This window comes from Pseudonocardia autotrophica, from assembly GCF_003945385.1.
Lineage (GTDB): Bacteria > Actinomycetota > Actinomycetes > Mycobacteriales > Pseudonocardiaceae > Pseudonocardia > Pseudonocardia autotrophica.
This window is the reverse complement of the sequence record NZ_AP018920.1, coordinates 2499543-2517058: the sequence shown is the minus strand read 5'-3', so window position 1 is coordinate 2517058 and position 17516 is coordinate 2499543. Positions and strand designations below refer to the sequence as shown.

General features: G+C 69.4%; 18 protein-coding genes and 4 pseudogenes. 12 read left to right on the top strand and 10 right to left on the bottom strand.

Going from position 1 to position 17516, the window contains the following annotated elements; all coding sequences use genetic code 11:
• Positions 1-54: 54 nt before the first annotated feature.
• Entirely contained in the window at positions 55-543 is a 489-nt protein-coding gene (locus Pdca_RS11870) for a carbonic anhydrase (RefSeq protein WP_085916817.1), read from the bottom strand.
• A 130-nt stretch (positions 544-673) separates the two neighbouring features.
• Between Pdca_RS11870 and Pdca_RS37980 the strand changes: the two genes are divergently transcribed.
• Complete coding sequence (locus Pdca_RS37980; protein WP_373865555.1) at positions 674-1324, top strand: helix-turn-helix transcriptional regulator; 651 nt, start codon at positions 674-676, stop codon at positions 1322-1324.
• Positions 1325-1501: 177 nt separating this feature from the next.
• Here Pdca_RS37980 and Pdca_RS11860 read toward each other — a convergent pair.
• Both Pdca_RS11860 and Pdca_RS11855 read right to left on the bottom strand, forming a co-directional pair.
• A pseudogene (locus Pdca_RS11860) lies at positions 1502-2362 on the bottom strand (IS3 family transposase); the annotation flags it as partial.
• A gap of 86 nt (positions 2363-2448) precedes the next feature.
• Entirely contained in the window at positions 2449-2739 is a 291-nt protein-coding gene (locus tag Pdca_RS11855; RefSeq protein ID WP_158092387.1) for a transposase, read from the bottom strand.
• A 148-nt stretch (positions 2740-2887) separates the two neighbouring features.
• Here Pdca_RS11855 and Pdca_RS11850 point away from each other — a divergent pair, with 148 nt between their 5' ends.
• The 6 genes and pseudogenes from Pdca_RS11850 to Pdca_RS11825 form a co-directional block, all read left to right on the top strand.
• Entirely contained in the window at positions 2888-3802 is a 915-nt protein-coding gene (locus Pdca_RS11850; protein ID WP_085916820.1) for an IS3 family transposase, read from the top strand.
• A gap of 15 nt (positions 3803-3817) precedes the next feature.
• Positions 3818-4171 (top strand): annotated as a pseudogene (locus tag Pdca_RS36835) (helix-turn-helix domain-containing protein); the annotation flags it as partial.
• Between the two features lie 72 nt (positions 4172-4243).
• Positions 4244-4720: a transposase gene (locus Pdca_RS36045; RefSeq protein ID WP_179956585.1), complete on the top strand. Its 477-nt coding sequence runs from the start codon at positions 4244-4246 to the stop codon at positions 4718-4720.
• Complete coding sequence (locus Pdca_RS11835; RefSeq protein ID WP_125911267.1) at positions 4717-5727, top strand: IS3 family transposase; 1011 nt, start codon at positions 4717-4719, stop codon at positions 5725-5727. The genes Pdca_RS36045 and Pdca_RS11835 overlap by 4 nt, the downstream gene beginning before the upstream one ends.
• A gap of 31 nt (positions 5728-5758) precedes the next feature.
• Positions 5759-6802, top strand: a pseudogene (locus tag Pdca_RS11830) (IS30 family transposase); the annotation flags it as partial.
• 7 nt (positions 6803-6809) lie between these two features.
• A pseudogene (locus tag Pdca_RS11825) lies at positions 6810-7112 on the top strand (transposase); the annotation flags it as partial.
• On the opposite strand, the gene Pdca_RS11820 reads toward Pdca_RS11825, so the two are convergent.
• Together Pdca_RS11820 and Pdca_RS35490 are read right to left on the bottom strand one after the other, a co-directional pair.
• Entirely contained in the window at positions 7095-8474 is a 1380-nt protein-coding gene (locus tag Pdca_RS11820; protein ID WP_125911366.1) for a bifunctional folylpolyglutamate synthase/dihydrofolate synthase, read from the bottom strand. The pseudogene Pdca_RS11825 and the gene Pdca_RS11820 sit on opposite strands and share 18 nt — an antisense overlap.
• 187 nt (positions 8475-8661) lie before the next feature.
• On the bottom strand, positions 8662-8823 hold the full coding sequence (locus Pdca_RS35490; protein WP_158228327.1) for a hypothetical protein: 162 nt from the start codon (positions 8821-8823) through the stop codon (positions 8662-8664).
• 254 nt (positions 8824-9077) lie between these two features.
• Here Pdca_RS35490 and Pdca_RS37975 point away from each other — a divergent pair, with 254 nt between their 5' ends.
• On the top strand, positions 9078-9251 hold the full coding sequence (locus Pdca_RS37975) for a hypothetical protein (protein WP_158092275.1): 174 nt from the start codon (positions 9078-9080) through the stop codon (positions 9249-9251).
• 282 nt (positions 9252-9533) lie between these two features.
• On the opposite strand, the gene chrA is transcribed toward Pdca_RS37975, so the two are convergent.
• The 3 genes from chrA to Pdca_RS11805 are packed head-to-tail and all read right to left on the bottom strand — an operon-like array spanning position 9534 to position 11973.
• Positions 9534-11000: a chromate efflux transporter gene (chrA, locus tag Pdca_RS11815; RefSeq protein ID WP_085915310.1), complete on the bottom strand. Its 1467-nt coding sequence runs from the start codon at positions 10998-11000 to the stop codon at positions 9534-9536.
• A 38-nt stretch (positions 11001-11038) separates the two neighbouring features.
• Positions 11039-11470 carry a chromate resistance protein ChrB domain-containing protein gene (locus tag Pdca_RS11810; protein WP_085915311.1) on the bottom strand — a complete coding sequence of 144 codons (432 nt, stop codon included), beginning with the start codon at positions 11468-11470 and terminating at the stop codon, positions 11039-11041.
• Positions 11467-11973 carry a Chromate resistance protein ChrB gene (locus tag Pdca_RS11805; RefSeq protein ID WP_085915312.1) on the bottom strand — a complete coding sequence of 169 codons (507 nt, stop codon included), beginning with the start codon at positions 11971-11973 and terminating at the stop codon, positions 11467-11469. The genes Pdca_RS11810 and Pdca_RS11805 overlap by 4 nt, the downstream gene beginning before the upstream one ends.
• Before the next feature lie 597 nt (positions 11974-12570).
• On the opposite strand from Pdca_RS11805, the gene Pdca_RS11800 reads away from it, so the two are divergent.
• Both Pdca_RS11800 and Pdca_RS11795 read left to right on the top strand, forming a co-directional pair.
• Positions 12571-12762, top strand: a complete 192-nt coding sequence (locus tag Pdca_RS11800) for a helix-turn-helix transcriptional regulator (protein WP_085915313.1) — start codon at positions 12571-12573, stop codon at positions 12760-12762.
• Positions 12763-12830: 68 nt separating this feature from the next.
• On the top strand, positions 12831-14066 hold the full coding sequence (locus Pdca_RS11795; RefSeq protein WP_085915314.1) for a tyrosine-type recombinase/integrase: 1236 nt from the start codon (positions 12831-12833) through the stop codon (positions 14064-14066).
• Between the two features lie 315 nt (positions 14067-14381).
• Here Pdca_RS11795 and Pdca_RS11790 read toward each other — a convergent pair whose 3' ends face one another.
• Entirely contained in the window at positions 14382-14969 is a 588-nt protein-coding gene (locus tag Pdca_RS11790; RefSeq protein ID WP_085915315.1) for a TetR/AcrR family transcriptional regulator, read from the bottom strand.
• A 27-nt stretch (positions 14970-14996) separates the two neighbouring features.
• On the opposite strand from Pdca_RS11790, the gene Pdca_RS11785 reads away from it, so the two are divergent.
• Positions 14997-15551, top strand: coding sequence for an SRPBCC family protein (locus tag Pdca_RS11785; RefSeq protein WP_197719972.1), 555 nt, complete (start codon positions 14997-14999; stop codon positions 15549-15551).
• A 16-nt stretch (positions 15552-15567) separates the two neighbouring features.
• On the opposite strand, the gene Pdca_RS11780 is transcribed toward Pdca_RS11785, so the two are convergent.
• Positions 15568-16053, bottom strand: a complete 486-nt coding sequence (locus Pdca_RS11780) for a PaaI family thioesterase (RefSeq protein WP_197719971.1) — start codon at positions 16051-16053, stop codon at positions 15568-15570.
• Positions 16054-16170: 117 nt separating this feature from the next.
• Between Pdca_RS11780 and Pdca_RS11775 the strand changes: the two genes are divergently transcribed.
• Positions 16171-17505 carry an aminotransferase-like domain-containing protein gene (locus Pdca_RS11775; RefSeq protein WP_085915317.1) on the top strand — a complete coding sequence of 445 codons (1335 nt, stop codon included), beginning with the start codon at positions 16171-16173 and terminating at the stop codon, positions 17503-17505.
• Positions 17506-17516 lie beyond the last annotated feature (11 nt).

Genomic DNA, 17516 nt, shown 5'->3' with positions numbered 1-17516 from the left:
ACAGTGCAGTCTTACTAGCGGTGGGTGCCGCCAGGCGCGCTGTCACGACTGCGCTCACGGTGCTGACATTCCGTGCGTGACCGGCCCGTGGGCGACCACCCTGTCGACACGGCCCTCGGCCAGGGCGTAGCCGAGACCGACGACCGCGCAGCGGCCGGCGTCGACCCGCCCGCGTAGGCCGGGGGCGTCGTCGAGCAGCCGGTGAGCGGTGCTGGCGATGTGCAGGCGGGTGATCGCGTCGGGGTCGGTGATGCCCTCGGCCTGCGCGCGTAGGATCTCCGGGCTCAGCCGCTCCACCACCACGCGCAGGTGCCCGGTCGGGGCGCGACCGCTGTCGTGGGCGGCGATCGCCGCCGCAACGGCGCCGCAGCGGTCGTGGTCCAGCACCACGACCAGCGGCACGTCCAGGCCCAGGACGGCGAACTCGATGCTGGCCAGAACCTCGGCGCCGAGCATGTGCCCGGCGGTGCGCACCACGAACAGGTCACCCAGACCGCGGTCGAACACGATCTCCGCGGCCACCCGCGAGTCCGAGCAGCCCAGTAGCCAGCGCGATCACCACAGTGGCGGCGAAGGCCCACCACAGCCACAACGGAACGTCGAACACGAACACTCCTCGGGACCTGACCAGCCTCAACCGCAGCCGGTGTAGCGAAACAGGCTTCGTACATGGATGATGCTGCGCACCGACGTAGACTCAGAGGGGCGGGCCGTGAACCGGGCAACAGGCCAGGCCGGGACGACGAACGGATCCACGGGAGCGCAGCCGACAGAAGCGATGCCGGCAGCCTCGCGACCGGCGAACCCGGATCCGGTGGGGCCGGCATGGACCTTCCTGACCAACCACGCCCACGTACTGCTGGCCATCGCCGCAGACCCGGAGACCCGGATGCGTGACGTCGCCACCGCGGTCGGCGTGACCGAACGAGCCGTTCAGATGATCGTCGCCGACCTCGAGGCCGGCGGCTACCTCGCCCGCACCCGGATCGGCCGCCGCAACCAGTACCCGTCAACCAGGCAGGCCGGTTCCGGCACCCCGCCGAGAGCGAGCACCGTATCGGTGCACTGCTCGCCCTGTTCGCACCGGACACCGCGGCGGCAACTGTCGACCGACACTGACCCCCCTCCTTCACTTCTACTCGCCCGCCCCAGACGCGCTGACGCGTCCCGCGCAACCCCAGGCTGGCCCCTCGGTGTCGATCCGAACCACCTTGAGCCGACCAGCCCACGACCATCACCACACCGTCTGCTCACACCCCGTCACCGCCTTAGCGCACTCATAATCGCGAAACATGATTCGTACGTCAAGGGCGCGGTCACATGACTATCCATGGTGGACCTGGTGATAACCCGCTATATCGCCAGGTCGGCGATCCGCTGCCGAACCCGATCCGCGTCGTCGTGCGCCCCGCCGCGGCGCAGCGCTCGACCGCCTGGAGCCGCGCCCGTTCGGCATCGTCGAGCCTGACGTGGACCGCGCCGACGCTTCCCAGGGCCTGACTCAGGGATCGTGACGTAGGTCACTGAAAGTTGTTCGGGGGTGGCGGCTCGGCCAGCACCAGAAGGGAGCATCGACTGCTGTACGGAGTAGGCAGTCAATTTCGTAGTCCACCGGCGAGAGCATTCCGATGCTGGAATGTCGCCGCTTGGGGTTGTACCAACACTCTATCCACTCGAATATCGCGTGGGCAAGCCCCGCACGAGTCGTCCAGGTTCTGGAATCGAGTAGTTCGAGTTGCATCGTGCCCCAGAACGACTCCATCATGGAGTTGTCGTAACAATCACCGATCGAGCCCATCGAGCCGACGAGGCCTGCGTCGATCAATCGCTGCCCGAACGCCCACGACGTGAATTGCGAGCCGTGGTCGGAGTGCAGGATCGCCGAATGATACTCGGGGGTGCGGCGGCTGATTGCCATGCCCAGCGCGTCGACGACGAGCGCGGTGCGCATGGTGCTGTCGATCGACCATCCAACAATGCGCCGCGAGTAGGCGTCGAGAACGGCCGCGCAGTACACCTTCCCCTCCAGGGTCGGGTGTTCGGTGATGTCGGTGCACCACAACTCGTCCGGCCCGTCCACGACGAAGTCCCGGTCCACCAGGTCGGCGTAGGGCTCGGCGTGCAGGTCACGGACGGTGCAGCCACGGCGCCGGCGCCGGTAGAGGCCCTGGATGCCGGCCTCGCGCATCAACCGCGCGACCCGCTTGTGGTTGACCGTCATGCCCAGGCCGAGGGACAGCTCGGTGTGCACCCGCGGCCACCCATACGTGCCGCGGGAGTCTTCGTGGATCGTCTCGATGTGTTTGAGCAGCATCTCGTTCTCCAGTGTGCGGGCGGACTTCACTCCGGATCGCCATTCGTAGTAGCCCTGGCGTCACACGTTCAACACCCGGCAGGTCACCGCGACGTCGAAGCCGTCGTCGGCGAGTTCACGGACCAGCGGGAACACTACTTTAGGAGGACGTTCTCCCGGGCGAAGTAGGCGGCAGCTCGTTTGAGGATCTCGTTCTCGACCTCGAGGCGGCGATTGGTCTTGCGCAGCTCGGCGAGCTCACGCTTCTCATCGCTGCTCAACCGGGAGCTGGTGTTGCCGTCATCGGCGTCGGCCTGGGCCATCCAGTTCCGCAGGCACGACTCGGAGATCGACAGCTCTTTCGCGATCGCCGAGATCGGTTTCTCGCCCAGACGACCCAGCTCGACGGCGCGACGCCGGAACTCCGGCGGGTGAGGTGCAGGCACGAACGACATCCTCCCTGGCGGACCGGGTCCACCTCAGGTGACGTGATGTTGACCCCGCTTCACGGACACAGTGATGTTGACCCCGCTCAGCGGACACGGACGTGAGGAGACATAGTGTCCGACGATCTTGTGAAGGAGATCGTCCGTCGTGCCGAAGCCCTACCCGCCGGAGTTCCGGCGCCGCGCCCTTGATCTGCTCGACTCGGGACGTTCAGTGCGGGACGTGGCGACGTCGCTGGGCATCGCGGAGTCCTGCCTGCATCGCTGGAAGTCCCGGGATCTGCTCGACCGAGGGCTCAAGACCCCGACCCCTGAGCAGGTCGAGTCGGCAGCGCTCACCGCGGCCAAGGCGCGGATTGCAGAGTTGGAGACTGAGGTCAAGATCCTGCGCAGGGCAGCTGCCGCAGTCGAGCAGGTGGTGCCCCCAAAAGCTCGGTTCGCCCTCGTCGCGGGACTGGCCGCTGAGGGCGTCCCGGTCAAGCAGGCCTGCCTGTCCCTCGGGGTGTCCCGGGCGGGCTTCTACGAGGCTCGCGGCCGCCCTCCCTCGTCTCGGACGATCCGGCAGGCCTGGCTGACCGACCGGATCACCGCTGTCCACGAGGCGTCCCGCCAGACCTACGGGGCGCCGAGGATTCGCGCCGAACTCGTCCTCGGCCAAGGCGTGATCGTGTCCCGCAAGACCGTCGCAGCGCTGATGCGCCGCGCCGGTCTGGCCGGACTTCCGTTGCGGCGCAAAGCGAAACGGGTCCCTTCGGCGAGGACCGTGACTGACCTGGTCAAACGCGACTTCCGGCGTGACGGTCCGAACCAGCTCTGGGTCACCGACATCACCGAGCACCCCACTCGCGAGGGAAAGCTCTACTGCTGCGTGGTCCTCGACGTCTTCTCCCGCCGGGTCGTCGGCTGGGCCATCGACTCCCGTCAACGAGCGGACCTGGCCACTTCAGCCCTCGGAATGGCCATCGACTCGCGCGGCATCGCCGGGCAGGTCCCGGGCGGGATCATCCACGGTGATCATGGAACCCAGGGCGGACTCAATCGGTCGTCGCAACACCTCTCCTGATCTCGGAGGTGTTCGATGGCACGGCGTCAGCAACAGGCGGATCGGGCTCTGCGACCGGCGATGCGCTCGCCGGGCCGGCCGATGCCGGCGCGGCATGTGGAGCGCGCCTTCTGGCGGCTGATCGCGCAGGGCAAGCGCACAGAAGAGGCGGCGCTGGAGATCGGCGTGTCGACGCCGGTCGCGGTGCGCTGGTTTCGCCAGGCTGGTGGCATGCCGCCGCTGAGCCTGGCCGAGCCCACCGGCCGCTATCTGTCGTTCTCCGAGCGTGAGGAGATCGCGCTGCTGAAGGCGCAGGGCCACGGCGTCCGTGAGATCGCCCGGGAGCTCAGGCGCGATCCCGGGACGATCTCACGCGAGGTGCGGCGCAACCCTCTCTGCCAAGATCACCTGAGACAGGTTGAAGTCAGCGGTTCACAGTAGAGGGCGTGATCGGAGATCCTGGTGCTCGTGTCATCGGAGGAGCGTCGCGGTGCGGGGGCCGGCAGCAGCGGGTCGACGGCGTCGTCGTCGGGTCCGCGGTCGGCTGGTGGTCCGTCGCCGCGTCCGTCGCGTAGGTCGTTCAGCGCGGAATACAAGCTGGCGATCGTCGCGGAGTATGAGAACGCGCCGAACGGTGAGAAGGGCGCGGTCCTGCGCCGGGAGGGCCTGTATTCGTCGCACGTGATCGAGTGGACCCGGGCCCGGGACGTCGGCGCGCTGGAGGGCGTAGCCGATTCGAGGCGGTCGGCGAAACGTCCGAAGCGGTCGGCGGAGGCGGCCGAGTTGGAACGGCTCCGGGCCCGGAACGCGAAACTCGAATCCGACCTGACGAAGACGCGGACCGCGTTGGACATCATGGGAAAAGCGCACGCGCTCTTGGAGCAGCTGTCCGAGAGCGCGGACGACCAGGAACCACCGGCGCCGCGGAAGCGGCGTTGAACGGCGCGTTCACCGAGTTGCGCGCCGCTGAGGTGTCGATCAAGGCGGCGTGCGCGTTGACCGGTCGGTCGCGGGCCACGCACTACCGCCGCGCCGACCCGGCGGGGGTGACGCTCGGGCCGCTGCACGGCCCGCACCGTGCGCGCCGGCTCCCGCCCTCGACGATCACCGACGACGAGCGTGCCGCCGTGCTCGCGCTGCTGAACTCCGAGGACTACCGGGATCTGGCCATTCCGCAGGTGTGGGCCCGGGAGCTCGACGAGGGCCGGTGGTGGTGCTCGCAGTCGAGCATGTACCGGATCGCCCGCGCAGCGGGTCAGAACCGGGAACGGCGCGCCCAGGCCACGCATCCGCCGCGGGTGCGCCCGGAGCTGGTCGCTCATGGCCCGAGCGAGGTGTGGTCGTGGGACATCACCGCGCTGAAGGGCCCGCGGAAGGGCGAGTGGTACAAGCTGTATGTGGTGCTCGACATCTTCTCCCGCTACGTAGTCGGATGGCTCGCCGCGAACGCTGAGGATGCCGTCGTGGCGAAGGATTTCCTCGCCGACGCAGTCGCCCGCAACCACGTCATCCCGCAGACGATTCATGCCGACCGGGGCGGGTCGATGACCTCGAAACCGGTATCGGAGCTGATGGTCGATCTCGGTATCTGCCGGTCACATTCCCGGCCGCAGTGCTCGAATGACAACCCGTTCTCCGAGGCGCAGTTCAAGACGCTGAAGTACGTGCCGGACTTCCCGGACCGGTTCGGCTCGCTCGCTGATGCCCGCGCGTTCTGCGAGCGGTTCTTCGAGCACTACAACCACGAGCATCGGCACTCCGGCATCGGCATGCACACCCCGGCGTCGATCCACTTCGACACCGCGACCGAGGTCCGGGCTCAGCGTCAGACCGTCCTCGACCGCGCACACGCCCAGTATCCCGAGCGATTCAGTCGCCGGCCCAGCCCGCCGCGCCTGCCCGAGCAGGCGTGGATCAATCAACCCGTCCTACAGCCAACTCAGTAAGATCAACTGTCTCAGTTGACTTGACAGCTACCGCAACGCCGCGACCCGCGGCGGCAAGCCCGACTACCGGGCCAGTGTCGCGCAGTGGAAGGCGCAGACCGCGGCGCGGCGTCCCGAGCCGGCGAAGCTGGCGAGCAATCCACGGCTGCAGGACTACGTCCAGGCCCGGCTGAGCGGGCAGTTGCAGCGTCCCGATGGGACCGTCGTGGCCGGCCCGCCGACGACCTGGAAGGGGCTGAACAAGCCGCACCGCGCCGATCGACGCTGGGCCACGGCGTGGAGTCCGGAGCAGATCTCCCGGCGGCTGGTCCTCGACTTCCCCGACGATGTCGGCATGCGCATCAGCCACGAGGCGATCTACCAGGCGCTCTACATCCAGGGACGCGGCGCGCTCAAGCGTGAGCTGGTGGCCTGCCTGCGCACCGGTCGCGCGCTGCGCAAACCGCGGGCACGGTCGCGGAACAAGCCCCAAGGCCACGTCACCGCCGACGTCGTGTTCAGCGAACGGCCCGCCGAGGCCGAGGACCGGGCGGTGCCCGGTCACTGGGAGGGCGACCTCATCATCGGATTGAACCGGTCCGCGATCGGCACCGTCGTGGAGCGCAGCAGCCGCTACACACTGCTCGTGCACCTTCCCCGACTCGAGGGCTACGGCACCATCGCGCCGGTCAAGAACGGGCCCGCTCTGGGCGGCTACGGGGCCATCGCGATGAAGGACGCCCTCACCACGACGATGACCACGATGCCCGCCGAACTGCTGCGGTCGCTGACCTGGGACCGCGGCAAGGAGCTGTCCGCTCACGCGCAGTTCAAGGTCGACACCGGCATCGCCGTCTATTTCGCCGACCCGCACTCGCCCTGGCAGCGCGGCACGAACGAGAACACCAACGGCCTGTTGCGACAGTACTTCCCCAAAGGCACCGACCTGTCTCGCTGGACCCACGACGAGCTACTCGCCGTCCAGGCGGCGGTCAACAGCAGACCCCGGAAAGTCCTGGTCTGGAAGACGCCGGCCGAAGTTCTCGACGAGCAGCTACGGTCGCTGCACCAAGCCGGTGTTGCAACCACCAGTTGAGCCCAGGCAGTTCACCTCCTGGACCTTCACCGAACGCGCCCGCAGAGCGGGCCTGCTGCCCTCGCTGGGCAGCATCGGCGACCCGTACGACAACGCCGTCGCCGAGGCCTTCTGGGGACGGATGCAGACCGAGCTACTCGACCGCCGGCGCTGGCGCACCCGCGTCGAGCTCGCGAATGCGATCTTCGAGTACATCGAGGGCTTCTACAACCGACGCCGCCGACACTCCGCATTGGAGTGGATGAGCCCCGTACAGTTCGAAACCATCGACCGCCCGTCGGGCCTGATCTCCTCACCGACGTGTCCGTGAAGCGGGGTCAACATCACAGTGTCCGGTGCCAGGGGCCAAGCTCAATGCCAGTGAGCGCGCAACCGGCAGTGCCTCGCCCGCGACATACAGCGATCCAGTGACCACCGCGACACCACGGTCGCGGTGGCGGGCAGCATGGCGGACCGCTGCACCGACGTCGGCCTCGACCTCGACAGTCCGCGCGCCTACCGCTCGCGCGGCAGCGACTAGCGCGCTGACCGGCATTGCCCGGGTTGTGCGAGGCGATGTGCAGATGACCAGACTTGCGGGCCGCACTCCAAGGGCACGCAAGAACGTCTCGGGATCGCGCTCCCCAGTCATGCCGACCACCACGGTGGAAGCAGGCCCGGCGAACCGCTCGCGCAACCCGCGGGACAGGGCGGCGGCTGCCGCGGCGTTGTGTGCCCCGTCCACGACGAGAGGACCCGGAGCGTGCACGAGCTCGAACCGCCCCGGGGCGTGCGTCGCAGCGAACACGTCCCGGACCACCTGGTCGTCCACCGCCGCGCCGAGCCACGTCTCTGCCGCGGCCAGCGCCACGGAGGCGCTGGCCGTCTGCCACGGCGCGAGCAAACGCAGGAAGACCTCGTCGTACGTCGCGGCTGGTGTGAACAACGACACCGATCGCCCGGCCGCCACCGGCGAGTCAGCAATGACACCGAAGTCGTGACCGGTGATCAGCAGCAAGGACGGGCAGCGCGCCTCGAACGGCGGGTGAATCGCCGCGTCCGGCTCACCGAGCACCACGGCCGCTCCCGCCGGGACGGCACCGGCTTCGGCAATTGCGTTGTCCCACAGGGTTGCGCCGAAGTACTCGACGTGATCGATCCCCACCGACGTGACCGCCACGACCCGAGCGCCGAGCGCGGTGGTGGCGTCGCCGCTGCCGCCGAGGCCAGTCTCGACCACCGCGACATCGACACCCTGGTCGGCGAACCAGCGGACGGCGGCCGCGGTCATCAGCTCGAACCAGCTCGGCGGCTTCGATCCGTCCCGCTCATGCTCGACTACCGGGCGGAGCACGGACGCAAGTTCCTCATCGGTGATCGTGGTGTCCCCGATGACGATGCGCTCGTGCGGCACATCGAGATGAGGACTGGTGTACAGCCCTACCCGAAGACCACTGCGCTCCAACAGCCGGGCGAGGACCCGAGCAGTCGTCGACTTGCCGTTCGTTCCGGCCACGAGCACCACCGGTAGCTGACGCTCGGGATGGCCCAGCACGCCGAGGAGCCGCTCCATGGCGCCGAGGTCAGGGCGCGGCAACACCGACCCACCAGGCGGGATGCCCACTCCCGTTTCACGGTTGACGTGAGCATCCAGCCATGACCAGACCGATGTCCGCGACTGCCCCTGCTCCACGGTGCGAGATTCTAGGCTCTTCGACTTTAGGCGGGCACCGTCGGATTCCTCGCTGACAATCGGCGGGTCTGCCGGGTGCAGTGCAACCGTACCCGGCGCCAGTAGTTGTCCCGGTTCCGGAATCCGCAGGCGGCGGCCGCGGGCCGCTGCTTGTCACGTTGCTCGGGGTGGCGGCGTTCGCGCTGGCCTACACGCTGTTCGCCGTGGCCGGGCCCGAGCTGGTCGTGCTCACGGTGGCGTTCGCGTACGCGGGGGTCGGGATCGGCTGCGCCGAGACCGCCGAACACGCCGCCATCGCCGCCACCGCGCCGCCTGGGCTGCGCGGGTCGGCGTTCGGAATGCTCGCCACGGCAGGCCGGTGGCAACGTCGCCGCCAGCGCCGTCGCCGGGCTGCTCTACACCTTCGCCTCCCCGAGCGTCGCGTTCGGCCATCTCGTCGCCTGGATGGTCGTCGCGCTCGCGGTGCTCGGCTGGTCGCTGCGCACGTGAGGGCGCATCGCGTCATCGTGCGGTCACCGAGGCCGACGCGCGGGTGTGGTGGGCGAGGACGGCGTGCGGGTCGTCCCCGAGTCGCTACCGGGGCCTGACGTACACGGTGGACGGGTGGAGCTTCGGTACGGCGTGCAGCAGCCGGTGCTCGGTTGTGTGGCGACGTCGTGGGCCGCGCTGCGCAGCACGACCGGGATCACCACGGTGATGAGCAGGCCGATGATCAGGTCGACCAGCGGCAAGCCAACGAGCACGCCCGGCGCGGCGGGGACGACGGCGAGGGGGTGAGGACGTCGGTGCGGGCGTGCAGGCCGTCGGCGACGAGCGCGGCCGACCTGTTCCGACGCCCGACCCGGATCCGGTAGACCGCGGCAAGCTCGTTGCCGGCGGACCCGATCGACCCTCCGCCAGCTCGACATGACCCCCGACGAGCTCGCCGTCACGTCCGCAGCGGCGGCCTCGACCTCACCACCGGCGATGTGGCCGAGCTGGCCGTACGCCCACCACGCCCGCTGGCCGACTGGCTCGCCGGCCCAGGTGCACTCCGGCCGATGCAGGCGCGAGGGCAGCTCAGCTGACCGGCAGACCGACCAGCCCGGCTCCCAGCCCGAGCAGAGCGCACACCCCGAGGACCCGCAGTACCGGCCATCGCGCCCCGAACACCAGCCCGGCGGCGACGACGGCGATCCCGAGCGCGACCGGACGCAGCGACGCGACGTCCGGCACCGTCGCCACGAACGGGCCGGCCGCCACCACCGGGGTGGTGGCGAACAGGGTCGCGGCGGCGAAGAACACCGCCAGGTGCGCGATCACCCCCACCACCGCGGCGGTGATCCCGGCCAGCGCCGCCGCCAGACCCCGGTGTGCGCGCAGCGCCTCGATGTAGGGGGCGCCCAGGAAGATGAACAGGAAGCTCGGCACGAACGTCACCCACGTCACCAGCACGGACGCCAGCACCCCGGCCACCCACGGATCGAACGGCCCCGGGTCGGCGTACGCGCCGAGGAACGCCACGAACTGCACCACCATGATCAACGGACCGGGGGTGGACTCGGCCAGCGCCAGCCCGCGGACCATATCCCCCGCGCTCACCCACCCGTAGGTGGACACCGCCTGCTGCGCGACGAACGCCAGCACCGCATACGCCCCGCCGAAGGTGACCAGCGCCGTGCCGCCGAAGAACACACCCTGCGTGGTGAAGACGCTCCCCACCCCGGTCACCAGCGCCACCACCCCCACCGGCGCGGTCCACAGCAGCAGGCCGATCCCCAGCAGCCGCACCGTCCGCCGCATCGAGGGTCGCTCGGCGTGCAGGTGATCATCAGGCACCAACGGTGCAGCACCCTCCGAACCGGGGTCGTGCCCGGCCGGTCGGGTCAGGGTCGGGATCCGTCGCCCCGCCAGCAGCCCCACCACGGCAGCGCCGCCGACGACCACCGGGAACGGCACGGCGAACCCGGCCAGCGCGACGAACGCGGCCACCGCCAGCACCACCAGTACCGGATGGGTCAGCGCGCGCCGCCCGACCCGCACCACCGCCTGCACCACCACCGCGACCACCGCGGCTCCCAGGCCGGTGAACAGCGCCGCGACCGCGGTGGTGTCGCCGAACTCGACATACAGTGCCGACAACGCCAGCAGGGCGACCATCCCAGGCAGCACGAACAGCACCCCGGCGGCCACCCCGCCGCGCAGCCCGTTGAGCAGCCAGCCCACGTAGATCGCTAGCTGGTGCGCCTCCGGGCCGGGGAGCAGCATGCAGTAGTTCAACGCGTGCAGGAACCGGCGCTGCCCGATCCAGCGCCGGTCATCCACCAGCGCCCGTTGCATCACCGCGATCTGCCCCGCCGGACCCCCGAAGGTCTGCAACGAGATCGCGAACCACGCCCGCACCGCCGACCCGAACGGCACCACATCACCGTCGGAGCGCCCCGGCCCACTAGGGGACGCCACCACCGGAGATGCCGCAGGCCCGGAGGTGATGTCCGGCGGCCCGGTCCGGGCGCCGGGGGTCGGGTCGTCGGCGGGGTGGGTCATCGTTCTCCTTGTCAGGGGGCAGGGCGGGGTCGGGGTGGTCAGGCCGGGGGCCGGTCGAGCAGGGTGGCCCGGCGGAAGTACTCGTAGAGCCCGTCGAACACCGGTCTAGTCACAGCCAGCACCGCCGCGTCGTCACACACCATCGACAGCCCGCGCAGCACCACGTCCAGACCCGCCGCCTCGGGGGCGTCGAAGAGGCCGTCCTCCAGGTCGGCCTCGTGCACGATCCGCGCCAGCGACCACAGCACCGGGTCGGCCAGCCCGTGATGACGCAGGATCGTCTCGAAGGAGCAGTCGGCGCCCTGGTGCCCCAGCACCACACCGCGCATGTCGAACGGTGTCGCGTCCCCAGGGACCTGTTCGGGATCGTCGACGAACACGAACTCGGCATCCTCGTCGACGGCACGGCGGATCAACCAGGCGCACGCCGCACGGTCGATGTGCACCCCGGCCCGGGTCGCCCACCTCATCGACCTGCCTCCGCCGCAACGTCGGTCCGGGCGTCGATATCGGCGGCCAGCGCGGCCACCGCTGCCCGGGCCGCCGCCCGGGCCGGGCCGGGGAAGTAGTCCCGCCGCTCCACCCGCCGCAGTTCGGCCCGCACCCTGCGCAGCGCCCCCACCCGGCCCGGCGCCGCCCGGTCCGGGTCCGCGGTCGCCTGCCGCACTGTGTCGACCAGCCGCACGTACTCCTCGTCCCGAGCCGCACGCATCCGCTCCGCCAGCTCCCGCGCCTGCCGCGCCGCGCCCGGCCAGGCCACCCACACCATCGCCGAGCCGCCGACCCGCACCACGTCCTCGGCCACCCACTCCAGGTGCTCACGGGTCCGGGCGTCCGCCGGCAGCGCCACCACCCCGTCCCCCACCTGCGCAACCCCCAACGCCTTCAACCGTCGCCACACCGCGATCCGCGGCGTTGACGGCTCCCGAGGCACCCGGTAGCACAGCAGCACCCACTCGCCACCCGCTGTCATGCAACCATGGTTACAGCAGTATTGCTGTCGTCGTCAAGGTGCGCCCGCGCAATCGGCGGACGTTGCATCCGTGATGGGACCGCACGTACCGGCGAAAGTCGTCATCTGTCGTCGGGATCCGTGCCTGAGCTTCGACTGCCGAATCAGGCGGGTCGCCATCGACGCTCAGCTCTCGACCCGGCGCTCAAGACGAGATGCTGAGCGGACATGTCGTTCGCCAGCCGCCGCGCCTACAACGCGAACCGCGCTTCACGTCGCAGGGCGTGGACGTAGTGGTCAAGACGGTCCTCGGTACCGAACCCCCACCACGTCCTCGGGCAGCAACGCATTGACCACGGATACGCCACGCTGCGACCACGGATCGATCGGGATCTGTCGGGGAGGTGGTTGATCCACCTCCCACAGCTAGCCTGCGGGCCGGACAAAACAACGTGGTTGTGCCGTGATCGACCGCGATGCGACCGGCGCAAATACCGGCGATCCCTCATGGATGAGCCCGCGAACCCGGTCATGACCGCGATCGACCACACGAAGCAACGCAGCCACAGCAACGGCCGCGAACTCTCCGGATAGAGGCACATCATTTCGGAGGAATCGATGGAAGGTCAGCCGCACCAGCTGTGGGGCGTCCATGAGGTCGCCACCTACCTCGGCGTTCCCGTCGCCACTCTCTACCAATGGCGCCACCGCGCGTACGGACCCCGAGGCCGTCGCGTTGGCCGCTATATCCGCTACGACCCTGACGATGTCCGCAGCTGGTTCAGCGACCAAAGCGAGACGGTCACGTGATCTCCCCCGCCGCGGCCTCGCGCGGCCCGTTCCGGCGAGGCCGCCTGCCGACGCACGTCGGGTAGCCGATGGCCACCGTCGACGACAACTGGTACGCACTGATCAAGCGGCCGGACGGGACCACGCAGAAGGTCCCCACATCGCGCCACGGTGTCGGTTCCCGGTGGCTGGTCCGATGGCGCGACGACGCGGGCACACCCCGTAAGAAGTCCTTCGCCCGCAAGGCAGACGCCGAACGCGCCGCGGCCGAGATCGAGACCGAACTGGCACGAGGGACCTACCTCGACCCGGACGCCGGCATGATCCGCTTCCGCGACTACGCCGAGCAGTGGAGACAGGCGCAGTTCTCCGACCCTGGAACCACCTACCAGGTCGGGATCAGGTTCCGGCTCCACGTCTACCCGACGTTGGGGCACCTGCCCCTGCGCACCATCACCCCATCCTTCATCCGCCAGTGGACGAGCGGCCTGCGGATGGCGCGCAGCTACCAGCGCACGATCTTCGCCAACGTCTCCCAGGTCTTCAACGCCGCCATCGCCGACGACCTCATCGCCAAGAACCCCTGCCAATCCGGGACCGTTCGCAAACCGGTCCCTGACCCGCGCACGATCATCCCGTGGCCAGCGCGGTGGGTCGCCGACGTCCGCGAAGCCCTTCCCGCCCGGTACGCCGTCCTCGCCACACTCGCCGCAGGCGCGGGACTGCGACAGGGCGAGATCCTGGGCCTCACCCCCGACGACATCGACACCCGGCAGGGGACGGTCCATGTTCGACGGCAGGTCAAGCTCACGGCCAGCAACCAGCCGTACCTCGCCCTGCCGAAGGGCCGAAAGACCCGGTCGGTTCCCGTTCCCGCATCGGTGATCGACGCGGTCCTCGACCAGATCACGGACCACCCCGCCCGGACGCTGACATTGCCGTGGGACCGACCCGACGGAGACCCGCTCACCGTCTCGCTGGTTTTCACCAGCCGGGAGTCCACGCCGGTGAACCGGCACTACTTCAACGCGAAGATCTGGAAGCCGGCCCTCGTCGTCGCCGGTGTCCCGCCGACGCGGGACAACGGCTGCCACGCGCTGCGGCACTACTACGCGAGCGTCCTGCTCGACGGCGGCGAGTCCATCAAGACGGTCAGCGAACGCCTTGGCCACGCCGACCCAGCGTTCACCCTGCGCACCTACACCCACCTCCTCCCCAGCAGCGAGAGCCGAACGAAGGAGATCATCGACTCGGCACTGCCGGCGCTCCCCCGGCGTCCCGGGCCGCGCCCATGTGCCACAGATGTGCCACGATCTTCGAGATGATGTTCATCCGCGCAGGTCAGCGCAATACATAGCGCTCTACTACGACGTGTGATCTGAGGGTTCCCGCCCTCTGTCAGTAGTTGCCGAGAACGGCGGCTGACCTGCGGAGACGTCTTTAGGCGTCATCCGGGTCAGCCGCCGTTCTCGTTGTACGTGTCACCAGTGCGCGACCAGCGTCCGCCGTCGGCGCGGCGCGCACCTGTCCGACATGAAGCTCCCCGTCCGGTCCCGCAGAGGAGCCGGCCAGGGCGCTCCCTCACCTGCTCGGGTTCGAGCCCGAGGAGTCGATCGTGTTCACGGCGGCCTCGTCCGGGACTACCCGATGAGTTCCAGCGCCAGTTCGCGCGCTCGGTCGAGTTCCTTCTCGCTGCCGAACAGTTCTCGGTGGACGTTCGCCGCACACAGGTAGGCGTCGATGCGGAACGCGTCCCCGGCCGGGTCGCCGACCCCTGCCTCGCGCAGCGAGGACTCCAGCAGATCGAGCCACTCACGTTTCAGCGCACGCACCGCGTCGGCCACGGCACCCTCACGGCGCCCGTACTCGGCCGTGCTCGCCACGATGAAACAACCGCCGGGAAAGATCTCTGCCCGCAGGTAGGCGACCCAGCAGTCCAGCAAGGCCCGCAGCCGCGGCCTGCCGGACTCATGCCCCCACGCCGGAGTCACGACAGCATCCAGATAGATCGCCCGCGCCTCGGCGACCGCTGCGACCTGAATCGCCTCCCGGGTGCCGAACACCGTGAGAATGCCGCTCTTGCTGAGCCCGGTGGACCGTGCGAGCGACCCGACGCTGATCGAGTCGAGCCCATGGGTGGTGGCCATCTCCGCTGCCTTCCGAGCAGCGGTACGCCGCGTGAGGTCACCACGCGCCCGGCGCCCATCGGCGTTCGAATCCGACGTCATGGAGCGAGAATATGCGACCGACTGGACGTGAAGCACCATCGGCCTTACGCTCTGCGAAAACGTCCGATCGAACGTATTACTGGGAGCCCCTCAGTGCCCCTCGCCCACGCCGAACTCCTGCGCGACACCATCGACATCGAAGCCCCACCGGACCGGGTCTGGGGGCTGATCAGCGACGTGCGCCACATGTCGAGGTGGAGCCCCCAGGTCGACTCCGTGCGACTGCGCGACGGCGTCGACCAGATCGGACCGGGGACCGAGTTCACGAATCTCAACCACGAGGGCGAGCTGAGATGGACGACCCACGGAACGATCGTCCGGTTCACGCCTGAGCAGGAGATTGCTTTCCGGATCGAGGAGAACTGGACCATCTGGTCGTTTCGGATCACCCCCCTGCCCGACGATCGCACACGCCTGATCCAGCGACGCGGGACACCGGACGGCATCTCGGACTACTCGCTCGACGTCACCGAGAGGTATCTCGGCGGACAGCAGGCCTTCACCCACATCCTCCGGGCCGGAATGCGTCAGACGCTCCAGAGGATCAAGGCCGCCGCCGAACAACCGGACGCCGCCGTCTGACATGCGGGGGTCGTCATCATCGCCCCTCCGCCTTGTCACCACGCAGGGTCATGACAGCGCTCGCCACGGTCGCGACGGGCTTGCCGTCGCCGCGCGTGATCTCACACAGATAGTGGCTGACGGTCCGGCCGGCATGGGTGGCGTACGCCGTCGCCCTCAGCCGCTCGTCCCAGACCGGGCGAAGGAACGTTGCCCTCAGGTCGATGCTCGTGAACGACTCGGCCGGCCCGGCCAGGGTGGACCGGGCGGTGCCGATCGCGGCATCGGCCAGTTCGACCAGCATCCCACCGTGGACCGTCCCCTGTTGGTTGCCGTGCACCGAGGCATCGGCGTCGAACTCCACCACCGCCCGCCCCGGGGCGATCTCGACGATCCGGAATCCCAGCAGCTGCGAGATCGCCGTCGGGTACCGCATGTGCGTCCGGTCCGCAGGCGAGAGTTCCCCCGCGATCTGCTTGCGCAGGTAATCGATCACCGGCAGGTCGTGGACGGTCTCGGACACGGGCGACTCCTCGGATGGATCCCACACCACACTGACGTGGCACCCGCGACGCTAACGACCTAGCCTAGGACGATCCACACAACGTCATAGATACATGTGCCGCCGGGGAGGCACTCGATGCGACCTGCCGCCTACAAGCCGATCGTTGATCGTCTCGCCGCTGCCATCCGCACCGGCGGCCTGCCGGCGGGCACCAAACTGCCCACGCACCGGGCACTCGCCGCCGAGCACCGCATCGCGCTCGCGACCGCAACCCGGGTCTATGCCGAGCTCACCACGATGGGCCTGGTCGCCGGCGAGCCCGGCCGCGGAACGTTCGTCCGCGATCAACACGGCCACGACGGCATCGAGCCCGACCGCCGGTTGCCCGTCCCCCGCACCGCGGATCTCTCCTTCAACCAGCCGCCGGCCACCGAGCAGACTCCCCAGCTGCGCCACGCCCTGCGTGAGCTGTCGACATCGGGCAATCTCGAAGCCGTCCTCTACCAGCAGCCGCCCGGCGGACGCTCCCACGAGCGGGCCATCGTTGCCACGTACCTCCTCGACCGGGGCATCGACACCCCTCCGGCCGGCGTGTTCCTGACCAACGGCGCCCAGCAGGGGCTCGACGCCGTGCTGTCCGCCACGACACGGCCGGGCGACGTCATCGCCACCGATGCCCTCACCTATCCCGGCCTCAAGATCCTCGCCGCCGCGCGCTTCCTCGAGATCGCCCCCGTACCCCTCACCGCACACGGGCCGGACCTCGACGCGCTCGAGCGGCTCTGCGCGGCCCGGCCGGTCCGCGCGATCTACACCATCCCCACCGTCCACAACCCTCTCGGCTGGACGCTCGACCAGGCCACCCGTGAACGCCTCGTCGGCATCGCCCGCACCCAGGACACCCTGCTCATCGAGGACGCCACCTACGCCTTCCTCGACGAGTACGCCCCACCACCGGTGCAGACCACTGCCCCTGAGCGCACCTTCTACATCTCCGGCCTGTCCAAGAACGTCGCCACCGGCCTGCGCTTCGGCTTCACCGTCGCGCCCGACGAACACGCCCGCGCACTGACGCGCGGCCTGCGCACCACCACCTGGGGCATCAGCGGCATCGTCACCGCCCTGGCCACCGGGTGGATTCACGACGGCACCGTCACCCGCCTGGAGAAGGACCGCCGCGACGACGCCAGAACCCGCCAGCACATCGCCCGCGCAGCCTTGACCGACCTCGACTACACCGCCCACCCCTCGTCGTACTTCGGCTGGCTACGCCTGCCCGAAGGCATCCGGGCCGACCAGGCCGCCGCCGCACTCGCGGGCGAAGGCATCCTCGTCTCCACCGCCGACGCCTTCTCCACCGCACCCCATCCGCCCCACGCCCTCAGACTCGCGCTCGCCACCCCGGCCCGAGAGGACCTTCCCGACGTCCTGGAACGCCTGCGCGCCACCATCGCCGCCATGCCGTGGTGAGGACACGTGAG

Bases quoted from the DNA above. Each gene is read 5' to 3' on its own strand.
- Pdca_RS11795 (WP_085915314.1), top strand. From the start codon at position 12,831: ATGGCCACCGTCGACGACAACTGGTACGCACTGATCAAGCGGCCGGAC.
- Pdca_RS37980 (WP_373865555.1), top strand. From the start codon at position 674: ATGATGCTGCGCACCGACGTAGACTCAGAGGGGCGGGCCGTGAACCGG.
- Pdca_RS11810 (WP_085915311.1), bottom strand. From the start codon at position 11,470: ATGAGGTGGGCGACCCGGGCCGGGGTGCACATCGACCGTGCGGCGTGC.
- Pdca_RS11775 (WP_085915317.1), top strand. From the start codon at position 16,171: ATGCGACCTGCCGCCTACAAGCCGATCGTTGATCGTCTCGCCGCTGCC.
- chrA (WP_085915310.1), bottom strand. From the start codon at position 11,000: ATGACCCACCCCGCCGACGACCCGACCCCCGGCGCCCGGACCGGGCCG.
- Pdca_RS11790 (WP_085915315.1), bottom strand. From the start codon at position 14,969: ATGACGTCGGATTCGAACGCCGATGGGCGCCGGGCGCGTGGTGACCTC.
- Pdca_RS11800 (WP_085915313.1), top strand. From the start codon at position 12,571: ATGGAAGGTCAGCCGCACCAGCTGTGGGGCGTCCATGAGGTCGCCACC.
- Pdca_RS11805 (WP_085915312.1), bottom strand. From the start codon at position 11,973: ATGACAGCGGGTGGCGAGTGGGTGCTGCTGTGCTACCGGGTGCCTCGG.